The organism is Lentilitoribacter sp. JB5-8 (genome assembly GCF_055693385.1).
Genome location: NZ_CM146332.1, coordinates 1,667,331 through 1,680,489 on the forward strand (window position 1 = coordinate 1,667,331; position 13,159 = coordinate 1,680,489).

The 13,159-nt window shown below is 44.4% G+C and carries 13 protein-coding genes and 2 pseudogenes; 8 read left to right on the forward strand and 7 right to left on the reverse strand.

Features of this window, described 5'->3' with window-relative positions; all coding sequences use genetic code 11:
- Positions 1-96: 96 nt before the first annotated feature.
- Positions 97-882 carry a DUF4344 domain-containing metallopeptidase gene (locus tag ACZ1GZ_RS07955; protein ID WP_472667971.1) on the reverse strand — a complete coding sequence of 262 codons (786 nt, stop codon included), beginning with the start codon at positions 880-882 and terminating at the stop codon, positions 97-99.
- Between the two features lie 67 nt (positions 883-949).
- On the opposite strand from ACZ1GZ_RS07955, the pseudogene ACZ1GZ_RS07960 reads away from it, so the two are divergent.
- The 4 genes and pseudogenes from ACZ1GZ_RS07960 (at position 950) to ACZ1GZ_RS07975 (ending at position 5,403) form a co-directional block, all read left to right on the forward strand.
- A pseudogene (locus tag ACZ1GZ_RS07960) lies at positions 950-1,647 on the forward strand (glutathione S-transferase family protein).
- A gap of 134 nt (positions 1,648-1,781) precedes the next feature.
- Positions 1,782-2,204 (forward strand): nucleoside-diphosphate kinase, encoded by a 423-nt coding sequence (gene ndk / locus ACZ1GZ_RS07965; RefSeq protein ID WP_472667972.1) that lies wholly within the window; start codon positions 1,782-1,784, stop codon positions 2,202-2,204.
- Between the two features lie 233 nt (positions 2,205-2,437).
- Complete coding sequence (locus tag ACZ1GZ_RS07970; RefSeq protein WP_472667973.1) at positions 2,438-2,680, forward strand: hypothetical protein; 243 nt, start codon at positions 2,438-2,440, stop codon at positions 2,678-2,680.
- A gap of 14 nt (positions 2,681-2,694) precedes the next feature.
- On the forward strand, positions 2,695-5,403 hold the full coding sequence (locus ACZ1GZ_RS07975; protein WP_472668259.1) for a response regulator: 2,709 nt from the start codon (positions 2,695-2,697) through the stop codon (positions 5,401-5,403).
- Between the two features lie 110 nt (positions 5,404-5,513).
- Here the strand turns inward: ACZ1GZ_RS07975 and ACZ1GZ_RS07980 are convergent, their stop codons facing one another.
- The 5 genes and pseudogenes from ACZ1GZ_RS07980 to pgsA all read right to left on the reverse strand — a co-directional run bounded on the left by ACZ1GZ_RS07980 (position 5,514) and on the right by pgsA (position 8,889).
- Positions 5,514-6,638: an aminotransferase class V-fold PLP-dependent enzyme gene (locus ACZ1GZ_RS07980; RefSeq protein ID WP_472667974.1), complete on the reverse strand. Its 1,125-nt coding sequence runs from the start codon at positions 6,636-6,638 to the stop codon at positions 5,514-5,516.
- 215 nt (positions 6,639-6,853) lie between these two features.
- Entirely contained in the window at positions 6,854-7,501 is a 648-nt protein-coding gene (tmpT, locus tag ACZ1GZ_RS07985; protein ID WP_472667975.1) for a thiopurine S-methyltransferase, read from the reverse strand.
- A 14-nt stretch (positions 7,502-7,515) separates the two neighbouring features.
- Complete coding sequence (locus ACZ1GZ_RS07990) at positions 7,516-7,998, reverse strand: molybdenum cofactor biosynthesis protein MoaE (protein WP_472667976.1); 483 nt, start codon at positions 7,996-7,998, stop codon at positions 7,516-7,518.
- A 7-nt stretch (positions 7,999-8,005) separates the two neighbouring features.
- A pseudogene (moaD, locus tag ACZ1GZ_RS07995) lies at positions 8,006-8,257 on the reverse strand (molybdopterin converting factor subunit 1); the annotation flags it as partial.
- Between the two features lie 20 nt (positions 8,258-8,277).
- On the reverse strand, positions 8,278-8,889 hold the full coding sequence (gene pgsA / locus ACZ1GZ_RS08000) for a CDP-diacylglycerol--glycerol-3-phosphate 3-phosphatidyltransferase (protein ID WP_472667977.1): 612 nt from the start codon (positions 8,887-8,889) through the stop codon (positions 8,278-8,280).
- Positions 8,890-9,222: 333 nt separating this feature from the next.
- On the opposite strand from pgsA, the gene ACZ1GZ_RS08005 reads away from it, so the two are divergent.
- From ACZ1GZ_RS08005 to ACZ1GZ_RS08020, 4 genes are all read left to right on the forward strand, one after another.
- Positions 9,223-9,555 carry a hypothetical protein gene (locus tag ACZ1GZ_RS08005; protein ID WP_472667978.1) on the forward strand — a complete coding sequence of 111 codons (333 nt, stop codon included), beginning with the start codon at positions 9,223-9,225 and terminating at the stop codon, positions 9,553-9,555.
- Positions 9,556-9,658: 103 nt separating this feature from the next.
- Entirely contained in the window at positions 9,659-9,958 is a 300-nt protein-coding gene (locus ACZ1GZ_RS08010) for a hypothetical protein (protein WP_472667979.1), read from the forward strand.
- Positions 9,959-9,961: 3 nt separating this feature from the next.
- Complete coding sequence (locus tag ACZ1GZ_RS08015) at positions 9,962-10,447, forward strand: helix-turn-helix transcriptional regulator (RefSeq protein WP_472667980.1); 486 nt, start codon at positions 9,962-9,964, stop codon at positions 10,445-10,447.
- Between the two features lie 118 nt (positions 10,448-10,565).
- Positions 10,566-11,114, forward strand: coding sequence for a hypothetical protein (locus tag ACZ1GZ_RS08020; protein WP_472667981.1), 549 nt, complete (start codon positions 10,566-10,568; stop codon positions 11,112-11,114).
- On the opposite strand, the gene uvrC is transcribed toward ACZ1GZ_RS08020, so the two are convergent.
- The gene (uvrC, locus tag ACZ1GZ_RS08025) at positions 11,111-13,135 is read right to left on the reverse strand and encodes an excinuclease ABC subunit UvrC (RefSeq protein WP_472667982.1); all 2,025 of its coding nucleotides are present in this window, start codon (positions 13,133-13,135) and stop codon (positions 11,111-11,113) included. The two genes, ACZ1GZ_RS08020 and uvrC, sit on opposite strands and share 4 nt — an antisense overlap.
- Positions 13,136-13,159: the final 24 nt, after the last annotated feature.

Here is a 13,159-nt window from a genome sequence, read left to right on the forward strand (position 1 = left end):
CGATAATCGCCACTATATCTGCATGAGCCAATCCTGCTTTAAAAAAGCAGCTGCATATTTCAAAAAGAGTTTAAGACAATAGCGCGGGAATTTCGACTATTCTGTGTCATCGAAAATCTGGCCATAAAGATTGATGAGCTCGTAGCACATAGTGATCGATACATCTTCGCTGTAGTAAAAGGCGTTTGCTTCTCCACAGGATGCAGCGCGAATTGTAATTGGATTTGGAAGAGCAACATGTGTGTTTATAAAAGCCAAGACATCTTCTATAATAAGACTGTCTTTTAGGAGTGTGAGCGCATCTTCAAATTCACTTGAAGGCTCTTGGAAAGTCAGTTCAACCTGATTTTCAAATTCCCCGTGTGGCTTATAGGCCTCAAGGGTCGAAAACCAACTATCGGCCGTCTGTTCAAAGTTGTCGCCACATGTTTCATAATTGTCTTCGGACAATTCCGCGGCCTGAGCAAGATACTCAAACGCTTCAGCATCCACACCAACTAAATGGCAGACTATTCTATAAGCGCGCTGGATATCTAAATCGTGTTCAGCAAAGAAGCTTGAAGCGTCTGAATCTTGCTCATCGGAAAGTACAAACCAAAAATGAGCGGTATTTGCGAGGGCATTATCAGCAAACTCACTGTCTTCATCAATCAGAGCAATCGTTGCAAAATTGTCCGCGGCATCTTCTTCCTGTCCTAATATGGCAAGGCGCAATTGATCAATCACCAAATGTCCCATTTCATGCATGAGCACATGGTAGGTGTTCCCCGCGATATATTCCTCGCGATCTGTCATTGCATTGGGGTCGAGTGCCTTTGAAGGGGCGATCATCGCGATGCTGATAACAAGGGATAATATGAGATTTTTGATACAATTAGTCATTGTGGACCTTGGTGAAACTGCTTAAAAATGAGCTTCCATTATAACCAAATAACCCAAGAGGTAAAATATGACCATTCAGCTTTATGATCTTGTTGGCAGCGATCAATCGCGTCCGTTCAGCCCCCATTGCTGGAAGGTGAAAATGGCTTTGGCGCATAAAGGTTTGGATTTTAAAAGCGTCCCAAAGGGTTTTTTGGATGTGCCAAAGATTGAAAATGGTTTGGGTAAAATTATTCCGGTTTTGCGCGATGGCGACAATGTTTTAAATGATAGCTTCCAGATAGCGCTTTATCTTGAGGAGACATATCCGGACAGACCCTCATTGTTTGGCGGCCCTGGTGGAATTGCTCATGCCAAATTTATTGAAAGTTGGTCACAACTCACCTTGCATCCGAAAGTGGCTGTCCTTGCCGTGGAGGAAATTGGCCAAATGCTTAATGGTGCGGATCAGGAATATTTCATCACAGGCCGTGAGAAGATGTTTAAAAAGTCATTGGCAGAGGTTTCATTGGGCAAACCAAAAGCAGTTGAAGAATTCCCTAACTTGGTCAAACCGCTGCGCCATATGCTAAAATATCAACCTTTCATTGGGGGGAGCAGCCATTATTTGCCGATTATATCGTCTTTGGTGCCCTACAATGGTGTCGAATTTGTTCTACAACAGAGTTTCTGCCGCAGGACGATGAAGTCATGGTGTGGTTTAACAAAATTCTTGATCTGTATGATGGTTTAGGCCGCTCTGTAAGCGCAGCTTGTGATAATTAGCACCAGAATTCATCAATTCTGGCAAAAGGCCTTGTGAATCTTGGTTTTGCGCGGTAAGAAGCCGCCGAACAATGGGGCAAATGTTATGCTCAATTGCAAAAGTTTTATCACACTCCCAATTAAAGGATATTACCATGGCGATCGAACGCACTTTTTCGATGATCAAGCCGGACGCAACAAAGCGTAACCTAACTGGCGAAATTACAAAACGTTTTGAAGATGCAGGTTTCCGCATCGTTGCTTCAAAACGCGTATGGATGAGCCTTCGCGAAGCGGAAGGTTTTTATGCCGAGCACAAAGAGCGTCCATTCTTCGGTGAATTGACTGAGTTCATGTCATCAGGCCCAACAATCGTTCAGGTTCTTGAAAAAGAAAACGCTGTTTTGGCAAACCGCGAAATCATGGGTGCAACAAACCCTGCGGATGCTGACGAAGGCACAATCCGTAAAGACTTCGCTTTGTCATTGGGCGAAAACTCAGTTCACGGTTCAGATGCACCTGAAACAGCTGCTCGCGAAATCGCTTACTGGTTCTCTGAAACAGAAGTTGTTGGCTAATCACCAACACAATTTTTGTTATTCAAAGCCGCTGCTTGGAAACGAGCAGCGGTTTTTTTATGTAATATTTGCCAAAAAATCGGGAAAAACCATACCCAAATTGTGCAATTCAATCACAATTTCGTTCGTCAAACTTGACTTACTAAGTATGATATCGGGCACTTTGATAAGACTTCGTTTACCATAATTTGTTCTAGTAAAAGTGTAAATTTACAACTTTCTTTGATGGACTGATGACCGACGATCAATCAAATTCTAACGGCAAGCCTATTGATGCATCCCTGCACGATGATCAAGCACGTTCAGATTTTGATGATATGTGGATCGAAGATACGCAAGATGAGTCCGAAGAATTAGAGCGTCTTTCCAAGGTTGCTGCCCTTCTTGAAGACACAACAGAGATTATGGCCCAAGGCATATTGGTCCATGACACAAAAAAATTCTCTTCGCCAATTGCCGCGCGTATGAACTTTTAGAAATTCCCGGTGAGCTGTTACAGCCAGATCGACCTTGGCGCGATCATTTGGTTTTTCGCATGGAACGCGGGGATTTTGGTGAAGATGTTGATATTGAAAATAGCCTTGTAGAGTTTGCAAAACTCGACGGTAAGTTGGGTGTCAGAACGTCAGCGGCAGAAATGCCAAGCGGGAACATAATTCGCTCAGACATCATTCCTCGTCCGTCAGGTGGTCAGATTGTTACATTCACCGATGTGACTGACAGTGAGACTTATCAGTCGCAAATCGAAACCATGCGCAATGAGTCCAAGCAGCTTGCGGTCATGCTCGAAGATGCAGCCCAATCTATGGCGCAGGGCATTATCGTCCACGACTGCGAGAATATTCTGTTTTGTAATCAACGCGCAAACGAATTTCTCGAAATTGATCAGAGCATTCTTTCAACCGGAAATTCTTATAAAGAATACTTGCGCTATTTGTTTGAACGCGGCGATTTTGGCACCTATCAAGACATTGATGCAAGCATTGATGATTTTATCGAAAAGGTAAATATCGGCGATGACTTTTCGCTGGAAACAACAACCCCGGGTGGACGCATGGTGCGCGCTGATGGTGTTCATCGCGCAGATGGTGGCGAAATCGTCACATTCACAGATATTACCGCTGATCAAAGGCGACAAGAAGAACTCGCAGAAGCAAATGATCGAGCGCAGAAGCTCTATGCGATGATGGATGAAGCTGCAGGTTCCATGGCGCAGGGCCTTTTGATCGTTGATGAAACAAAAGTTGTCTTTTCCAATCATCAGCTTGCAGAAATCTTAGAACTGCCGGAAGAATACGTCAAAGCGGGCGCTTCAATCCGCGATATGATCGTCTTTTCAGGCGAACGTGGGGATTATGGGGATAGTCGCACTCCTGAACAAGTTGCGGATGATTTCCAAGCAAAAATGAAGGTAGGCGAAGCCTATCAAACCGAGCGATTGATGCCGTCAGGTCGGATGGTGCACACGAGTGTAAATCCGCGCACGGAGATCGGTGCCGTTGCAACTTACACGGATATTACCGAAATTTCCCAAGCATTGGAAAAAGCTGAGGAAGCGGAACGCGCTAAGTCCGAATTTCTGGCAAATATGAGTCATGAGATTAGAACACCCATGAATGGCGTGATGGGCATGGCGGAGTTGCTATCAAAGACCGAACTTGATTCGAAGCAAAAGATGTTTACCGATGTTATTGTCAAATCAGGCGCATCTTTGTTGACCATCATTAATGACATTTTGGATTTCTCTAAAATCGGTGCCGGGCGCATGACACTTGATAGCGCACCGTTTAATCTCACCGAGGCTGTTGAAGATGTGGCAACGCTGGTATCTTCAAAAGCTGCGGAAAAAGATCTTGAATTTATGGTGCGGATTGACCCAAGTATGGGCACCACTCATTTGGGTGATGTTGGACGCGTGCGTCAGATCATAACCAACATGATGGGCAATGCGCTCAAATTCACTGAAAAAGGCCACGTTTACGTGAATGTATTCCCCGTCGACGCTGGTGATGCGAGCACGCAAAAATCTAAGGTTCAAAAAATTCGTTTTGAAATTGAAGACACCGGAATTGGTATTCCGGAAGAAGATTTGGCTAAAGTTTTTGATAAGTTTAGCCAGGTTGATGCGTCATCATCCCGTCGGCATGAGGGCACCGGTCTTGGTTTGTCTATTGCAGCATCTTTGGTCAAACTCATGTCTGGCAATATTGGTGTTGAAAGCGAATTAGGCAAGGGAACAACCTTCTGGTTTGAGATCGAGCTTGAGCAGTCTGAAGATCAGCAGCAGAAGCGTTTACACAGCGATGTCTCAGGCGCTCGTATTTTGATTGTTGATGATAACGAAGTAAATCGGTCCATCCTAAAAGAACAAATGGATTCTTGGGGCTTTGATAATGCAGCGGTTAATTCTGGTGCAGAAGCGATAGCGTTTGTTCAAGCAGCCAAAGCGCAAAACCTAACGATTGACGGTATTATATTAGATTATCAAATGCCTGAAATGAGCGGTGCAAAAGTCGTTAAAGCACTTCATAGCGATCCAATTAATTGTAAAACACCAATTATCATGCTCACATCGGTTGATCAGGCTGAAAATGGCATTGCTTTTACGAATTTGGGAATTCAAGCGCATTTAACAAAGCCTACGCGCTCTTCTCTCCTTTTGGAAACAATTGTTCATACCCTTCAAGATGGTCTTTCCGAAAAATCTGCAAAAGTTGCACCTGCACAAATTTATCATGCAGAGCAAGAGGTAAATCCGGTTGAGCGCTCTAAACATACGCAAAAAGGTCAAGATACCGAGCCGTCGGGTATCGATATTCTTGTTTGTGAAGACAACGAAGTGAATCAAATTGTCTTCACGCAGATGCTCAATGACACAAATTACAGCTTCAAAATTGCTAATAATGGCGAAGAGGGGCTTGCACTTTATAAAGAACTATCTCCATCTCTCATCTTAATGGACGTGTCCATGCCTTTGATGAATGGTCATGAGGCAACTCAGGAAATTCGCAAGATCGAAGATGGCAAGGGTCTTCACACGCCCATCATAGCAGTTACTGCACATGCCGTGAAAGGTGATTTGGAAAAATGTCTGGAAGCTGGCATGGATGATTATTTATCCAAACCAATTTCACCAGATATGATGATCAAGAAAATCCAAAAGTGGTTTCCAGGAGGCGCGCGTTCACAAAGCGTCTAACCAAAATGCGATTTGATTCCAGATATTTATCGCTCTGAAAAAAATAAATTAATTCAGATAGTTAGACCCGAAGGTGTTTCAGCTTCGGGTTCTTTATTATGAGTGCCGGATTACAAATTTTCAATCGCTTCAGCAAGATAGTTGACCGTTCGATCGATATTTTGAAGCTTATCCAAGCCAAATAATCCAATCCGGAACGAGCCAAAATCCGCTGGCTCATCACATTTAAGCGGAACACCTGCTGCAATTTGCAGGCCCTGGTTCATGAATTTCTTACCGTTTTTCATATCTGCATCTTTGGTAAAGCTGACAACAACACCCGGTGCACCGAAGCCATCTGCAGCAACGCTTTTAAAACCATTTGTTTTCAAAAGCTCGCGTACCTTATTCCCCAATTCCCATTGGTCAGCTTTGACCTTTTCAAAGCCATATGCCTCAACTTCTTTCATCGTCTTGTGAAATGTAACCAAAGCATCAGTTGGCATTGTCGCATGATAAGCATGGCCGCCATTTTCATATGCGCCCATGATCTCTGACCATTTTTTAAGATCGCAAGCAAAGCTAGAGCTTTGCGTATCAGCCATAATTGTTTTGGCGTGTTCAGATAACATCACAATACCGGCTGCAGGCGAGGCTGACCAACCTTTTTGCGGTGCTGAAATCAGAACATCAACGTTACACGCTTTCATATCGACCCATATTGTTCCTGATGCAATGCAATCAAGAACAAACAGACCACCATAGGAATGCACAGCTTCGCCCACTTGCGCGATATAATCATCAGGTAAGATCAAACCTGCAGATGTTTCCACATGCGGCGCAAACACGACATCAGGTTTCGTATCTTTGATTTCAGCGACAAGTTCATCAATCGGGTAGGGTGAAAATTGCGCTTGATCATTGTCCTGGCTTTGACGCGCCATCAAGACTTTGGCGTTGCTTGGGATGTTTCCTGCTTCAAAAATCTGTGTCCAACGGAAACTAAACCAGCCGTTACGCACAACCATGACATCTTTATCCGTCGCAAATTGGCGAGCCACTGCTTCCATACCAAAGGTTCCGCCACCGGGAACAAGCACAACGCCATCTGCGTTGTAAACGCCTTTCATGGTCGCAGAGATATCATTCATCACACCTTGGAATTTTTTTGACATTGAATTGAGAGAGCGATCTGTGAAAACCACTGAAAATTCAAGCAAACCATCTGGGTCTATATTTGGCAAAAGAGCAGGCATATTGATATCTCCAAGTTGTTTTGAGTCAATGAGTTACCCCCATGCTCAATCTGTAGCGCTTTTTGAAAACCAAATATCATATCCTGTCCAGAGCATTTTTCCAAAATTTTGGACTTAGGAGCGAAATAACAAAACTGGTCTGTAAATTTACCTAATCTGGCTGCTTTATGAATGATGTGGCAAATCTACCGATTGATATTCGTTATGGAAGAGGCTCAATTTTCATCGAGCGGGGTAAGATGCCAAACATGTTCAATTGCTTCTGAGGCGCCTCTGAAACCACCCCCAATATCGAAGAGTTCTAGAGTTTGTAAATGATAGTGATCGCTATAATGAGTAGCGACTTCGTCTTGAGGAATAGAGTGCGGCGGACCAGCTATTTCAGTTACACCATATTCAAATGTTAGCAGGAGTTGCTGTGCACATGATGTGATCTCAATAAGATGCTTGGTATAGGTTTTTCGCATATCTAGAGGCAATGCAACCAGTGCAGCCCGATCAAAAATAGCGTCAACTTGACCGATCATCTCTTGTGTTAAGTCAAAGATATCGCCAACAAAAATATCAATATTGTCTGCAGAGTAATGTTTGACATCACCAAGCTCAGTGATCACTGGCACAAGGTCAAACTCGGCAAATAATTGCTCGATCGCGAGTTCACTTAACTCTGCTCCTATGATGCGAAAACCTTGTTCCATCAACCAACCGATATCGAGCGTTTTGCCGCAAAGGGGGAGAAATATTCGACTACCTTTATCGAGAGCCAAAGCATCGATATGTTTGATCAGTAAGGGATTAGCCTCTGACTTGTGAAAACCGATCTTATTGTGCCGCCATTTATCTAGCCAGAATTCTGCGTCCATATTGACCTCTGACCTTACCTTTTTCGCCACTTATCTTTGGCGGCATCATCTTTGTCTTTGGCTTCCACCCATTCGCCCGAAGAGCCATCTTTTAAATGCTCCTTTTTCCAAAAGGGAGCATCGGTTTTCAAAAAGTCCATTACAAAGTTTGCACCGTCGAACGCGGCTTGGCGATGTGTGCTCGCAGCAACGACGAGAACGATGTTTTCCCCTGGGGCAATTTTGCCAAAACGATGGATGGCGGTAATCCCAATGAGATCAAACTTGTTAAAAGCTTGATGACAAATTTCTGAAATTTGTGCTTCGGCCATACCGGGATAATGCTCAAGTTCTAAAGCTGATAATTGCCCGCCTTCATCGCGGCAAAGACCTGTAAAACTTGCAACACCACCTATATCTCCAAATTGCTTTAAGTGGTTGATTTCTGATTCTAAATCAAAGTCTTCCGCTTGAATCTGAACCCGAATAGCCAAGTTGTTGTGATCTTGGTTTGTCACGATCATTACCCCCAGTCATGGGTGGGAAAAACGCGATTTCTTTCGCATCGCCAATGGTTTCATCATGCAAAGAATGAGTTTTATCAAGTGCGGCTCTAATGACTTGAGGCTCTGCAAATGCAGCCGCATAGCCTTCGTTAATGGCACTAAGGTGATTGATCAAATCTGCGATGGTCACAACGTTCTCTGGGAGCTCAATTTCTTCTTGAGACTTTCCAATCCGTTCTCGAACCCATGCAAAATAAACCAGCTTGACCATGTTGCACCTTAAATCTGTATCTATTCATCAACGATATGCTTTAATCCCGCGCGGAAGTAATCATACCCCGTGATCATGGTAATGATCGCTGCAAGCCAAAGCAATGTGATCCCAATATCAGTTGAAAGACTGTCGCTGATGCCGAGCAGATTTTCCAAGAATTTGTCCCCTGCAGGACCGGCAAGTAAAAAGCCAAGTGCAATCATCTGCGCTGTTGTTTTTATCTTCGCCAAAAATGTAACAGGCACTGAGATTTTCAAATCAGCCAAGTATTCGCGTAAACCTGAAACCAAAATTTCGCGACACAAAATGATGATAGCCGCCCAGATGGTCCAGTCAGCTGTTGTGCGATCAGCAGCTACAACAAGCAACAAAATCGCGGCGACCAGCAACTTATCTGCAATCGGATCCAGCATTTTTCCGATGTTGGAAGTTTGGTTCCAAATGCGAGCCAAATAACCGTCAAAAAAGTCTGTGACCGATGCGATGGTAAATAAACCTAGGGCCCACCATCTGGCCGCATCTGAGCCATGAAGTCGCCCTTCAACAAAAAAGCACAGCACAATAAGTGGTACAATTATGATCCGACCATAGGTCAAAAGATTGGGTAGCGATGTGATGTGTTTGGGCATGTGGCACTCATAACTAGATCGTTCTGCGTCATCTATAGACTATTAAAACCTATGGTCAAACAAACAACGGCAGAATACGGCAAATCTTAATCAAATTTGTCAGCATCATCTTTTGATATAGGCGGCTAACCCAAGGGTTAAACAGCAGGGTTTAACCCAAATGCAAATTTCGCATCTGGCAAAAAATCTTCATCTTCAGTTTCGGGTCAAACGGGATAAAGCTGCAAAAGCTTAAAACCCCCAGACGCTTTTGTAGCATCTGTAACGCATTACCTTCTCGTTTGACCCGCTGAGCATAAACTTAGTCCAATCAAATTATGAAGGAACTTAAAAATGAACATTTTGAAAGTCACAATCCCAACAGGTGCTTTGTTGATCTCAACGCTTATGGCTGGCACAGCCATTGCAAACAACGAAATTGGTGCTGCAACGGTTGAAGAACTGATTGTCAACGATACACTCGCTCAGGAAAATCCGCTCATTACTCCAAAAGATGTGCAGTCTTATCAGATGGCTTCCGATGATGATGCCGATGAGTGTGATGACGATGACGATGACGAAGATGAAGATGAGGATGATGATGAAAACGAAACCGACGACGACGAAGATGAAGATGACGACGAATATGCAGCATGTGCTGATCAACCGGTAACATCGCAAGGATAGTCCCCAATCAACGCTGCTGGACGAAAGATCACCAGTCAGCTAAACATAATGTCGTTCCAAGGGCCCGTCCTTTGGAGCGACGACCAATTTGAATGTTGAACTCATGAGAAAAATTCTAGTTATATTACTGCTTTTTTTAAGTTCGACAGCCTATGCTGCCACATATGAAGAAGAACTTATCGCCCATATGGAAGGGCAGGGTTTTGCGCTTGTGGAGCGCGAATCCACTTGGCTTGGTCGGGTTTCGCTTGAATTTCGGTCCAATACGCATGAGCGAGAAATCATTCTAAATCCTAATAATGGCGCGATCTTAAGGGATTACAAAGAACCGCTCGATGACGACGACGAAGTTGAAACGCCCCTTGATAAATTCTACGGGTTGTTTTCGAAAGAGCGAGATTAGGGCATGAGGGAAACAAGGCTCATTATCTTCGCAGCGCTTTTACAAATCATCGGTTGCTTGTTTTTTGTAACGCCCATATTGCTCGGAATTGTAGGCGTGTCGTTTCGACCGCCACCCTGGCAAATTTATGAAGCTCTCGAATTGGTTTCCGCTCTTGCGTTGATTGTCGGTCTGATGATGAGCTTTCGCTTTTTTCAGCGATCTCGGCAAGAAAGAGATCGGGCGAAAATAGCGCTCAAACGTGCATCTAGTGCGTTTGAGGAGGTGCTTGATGATCGATTTGCAGAATGGAACCTTTCGGTGGCTGAAAAAGATGTCGCAATGTTTTTGATTAAAGGATCAAGCACTGCGGAGATCGCAAATATGCGAAACACGTCCGAAGGTACCATTAAGGCACAAAATGCTGCGATTTATAAGAAAGCTGGGGTGACTGGCAAAACTCAATTATTATCGCTTTTTGTCGAAGATCTGTTTGTAGAAAACAACTAGGCTGAAAATCGCTGTATCTTGCTCACCACTATTTGAGTTTGTTTTTCGAAAATAATCATTATTGTTTCCATATTGTGCGCTGGAGAAAGCGTTACTATATTGTATAGTGGAAGACGTTTTGTCGGATAGATGGGAAACACAATTGCATATTCTTGCTGCTATCGTATCGTTGGTTTTGACTTTGGGCGTTTGGTACTATCGCTACCGAATGGCAAAACAATTGGCCAAAGATGCATTTGAAACCGCAAAAAAGGTCAAAAACCAGCTTGATGACAAAAAGTCTCGTAAAGCTGGTGGCGAGAACGCATTTACCAATATTGATGACCCTTTAGCGGGTGCTGCGACAATTGCTATCTGTATATTAAAAGAGCAAGATCAATATGATGCATCTGTTGAGAAACAAGTGCGCGATTTGTTGAAACCGTTTTCGATTGATGCCGGGCATTTAGAAAACGCGATTGATTATGGTAGCTATGCCTCCGAACAAGATGTTGCGCCAACGAAAGCAATTAGCTTAATCGCACCAAATATCACCTCACAACTTTCACCAGCACAGCGCTATGAAGTATTTGAATTTATCAATCATTCGCTTGAGCAAGCTGATGTGCAAGATGATATTGGTGCAAGCTACATGATGCAGCTTCGTAAAGAGCTTGATCTGGTTTAAGCGCTATCTCTGAAGTGATTAAAGACAATCTCCGCAGTTGCCTTTGAAATACCATCAACTTTTTCCAAATCTTCAAGTGCAGCCTGCGCGACCTGTTTTGCCGTACCAAAATGATGCAGCAATGCTTTCTTGCGTTTTGCGCCAATACCAGCAATTTCATCCAATGGATTTTTGATCAACTCTTTTGAACGCTTGGCGCGATGGGTGCCAATGGCAAAGCGGTGCGCCTCATCGCGCATGCGCTGGATGAAATAAAGCACCGGATCACGCGGTGGCAGCTTAAATGGCTTTTTGCCCTCAACAAAGAATTGCTCGCGCCCAGCTTCGCGGTCTACGCCCTTTGCGACACCAATTGCAGAGATATATTCCTCAATCTCTAGGTCTTTTAAAATCTGCCGTACTGCCGTCATTTGCCCCTGACCACCATCAATTAACAGCAGATCAGGCCATGCTGGCATTTCAGTTAAATCTGGAGCTTCATAATCGTCGGACTTTGCAGCTTCTCGCTTTTGCGCAATTGTCATGTCAGGAAGTCCATGTTCTTTCACAAGGCGCGAGAAACGGCGGGTCATGACCTCTTTCATCATGCCAAAATCATCGCCTGGGGTGATAGTGTCATCCTTGATATTGAACTTACGATATTGCCCTTTGGCAAATCCTTCCCCACCTGAGACAATCATGCCGCCCACAGCTGCAGTGCCTTGAATATGCGAGTTATCATAAACCTCAACCCGACGCGGTGCATGTGGTAAATCAAAGGCTTCCGCCAAACCATTTAGCAATTTGGCTTGCGATGATGTTTCCGCCAAGTTGCGACCATGGGCTTCGCGCGCATTGGTGAGCACTTGATCAACAAGCTCTTTTTTCTCACCGCGCTGCGGAACAGTTACAACAACTTTACGCTCGGCTTTGATGGTAAAAGCTTCTTCGAGCAGATCTTGATCAGCGATCTCTTCTGATAACAGGATCATTTTGGGCAAAGGCTTGCCATCATAAAACTGACCTATAAAGGCGTTTAAAATTTCAGCAGAAGTGAGGGATGCATCCGCTTTCGGGAAATAGGCCCGATTGCCCCAGTTTTGTCCTGTGCGGAAGAAAAACACTTGGATACAAGCCATGCCGCCATCGAAGTAAATCGCAAACACATCGGCTTCCTCCACGGTTTGTGGATTGATGCCCTGATGGCTTTGCACATGTGACAATGCAGCTAGTCGATCGCGATAAAGTGCCGCTTGCTCAAAATCCATATTCTCAGATGCGGATTGCATAGATTGAGATAATTGCTTTTTAACGCGAGCGCTTTTGCCCGATAAAAACTGTTTGGCCTCATCGACCAGACTTGCGTAATCGTCGACGCTAATTTCACCCGTGCAAGGCCCCGCGCAGCGCTTGATCTGATATTGCAGACAAGGGCGTGTGCGTCCCTCATAATAGCTATCGGTGCAATTGCGCAAAAGGAAAGCTTTTTGCAGCGAATTGATGGTTCGGTTAACAGCGCCTGCGGATGCAAATGGACCAAAATAGCTTCCTTTTCGGGCACGCGCACCGCGATGCTTATAAATGCCAGGCGCATCATGATCACCGGTCATCATAATATAGGGAAAGCTTTTATCATCACGCAGCAACACGTTATATCGCGGTCGCAATCGCTTAATCAGATTGGCTTCAAGCAGCAAAGATTCTGTTTCTGTGCGGGTGGAGATAAACTCCATCTTTTCAGTTAATGCCACCATTTTGTGGATGCGATTGGAATGCCCGCGCCCTTGCGCATAGGATGTCACACGCTTTTTAAGGTTCTTAGCTTTTCCCACATAAAGCACATCACCAGCTCCGTTCATCATTCGGTAAACGCCTGGCAAATTGGGCAAGTGCTTCACCAATGCGGAGATGAGCTCGGTGCCTTTTAACCCTTCTTGCAGTAAAGGGCTTTCATTCCAATCCAGCTTTCTCGCCATTGATTTTGCATCAAGTTCTTTTGGCTTTTTCAGCTTTTGCGGCAATGTCACATCTGATTCACTCATAATCGCAAGATGCCTCAAGGCGCT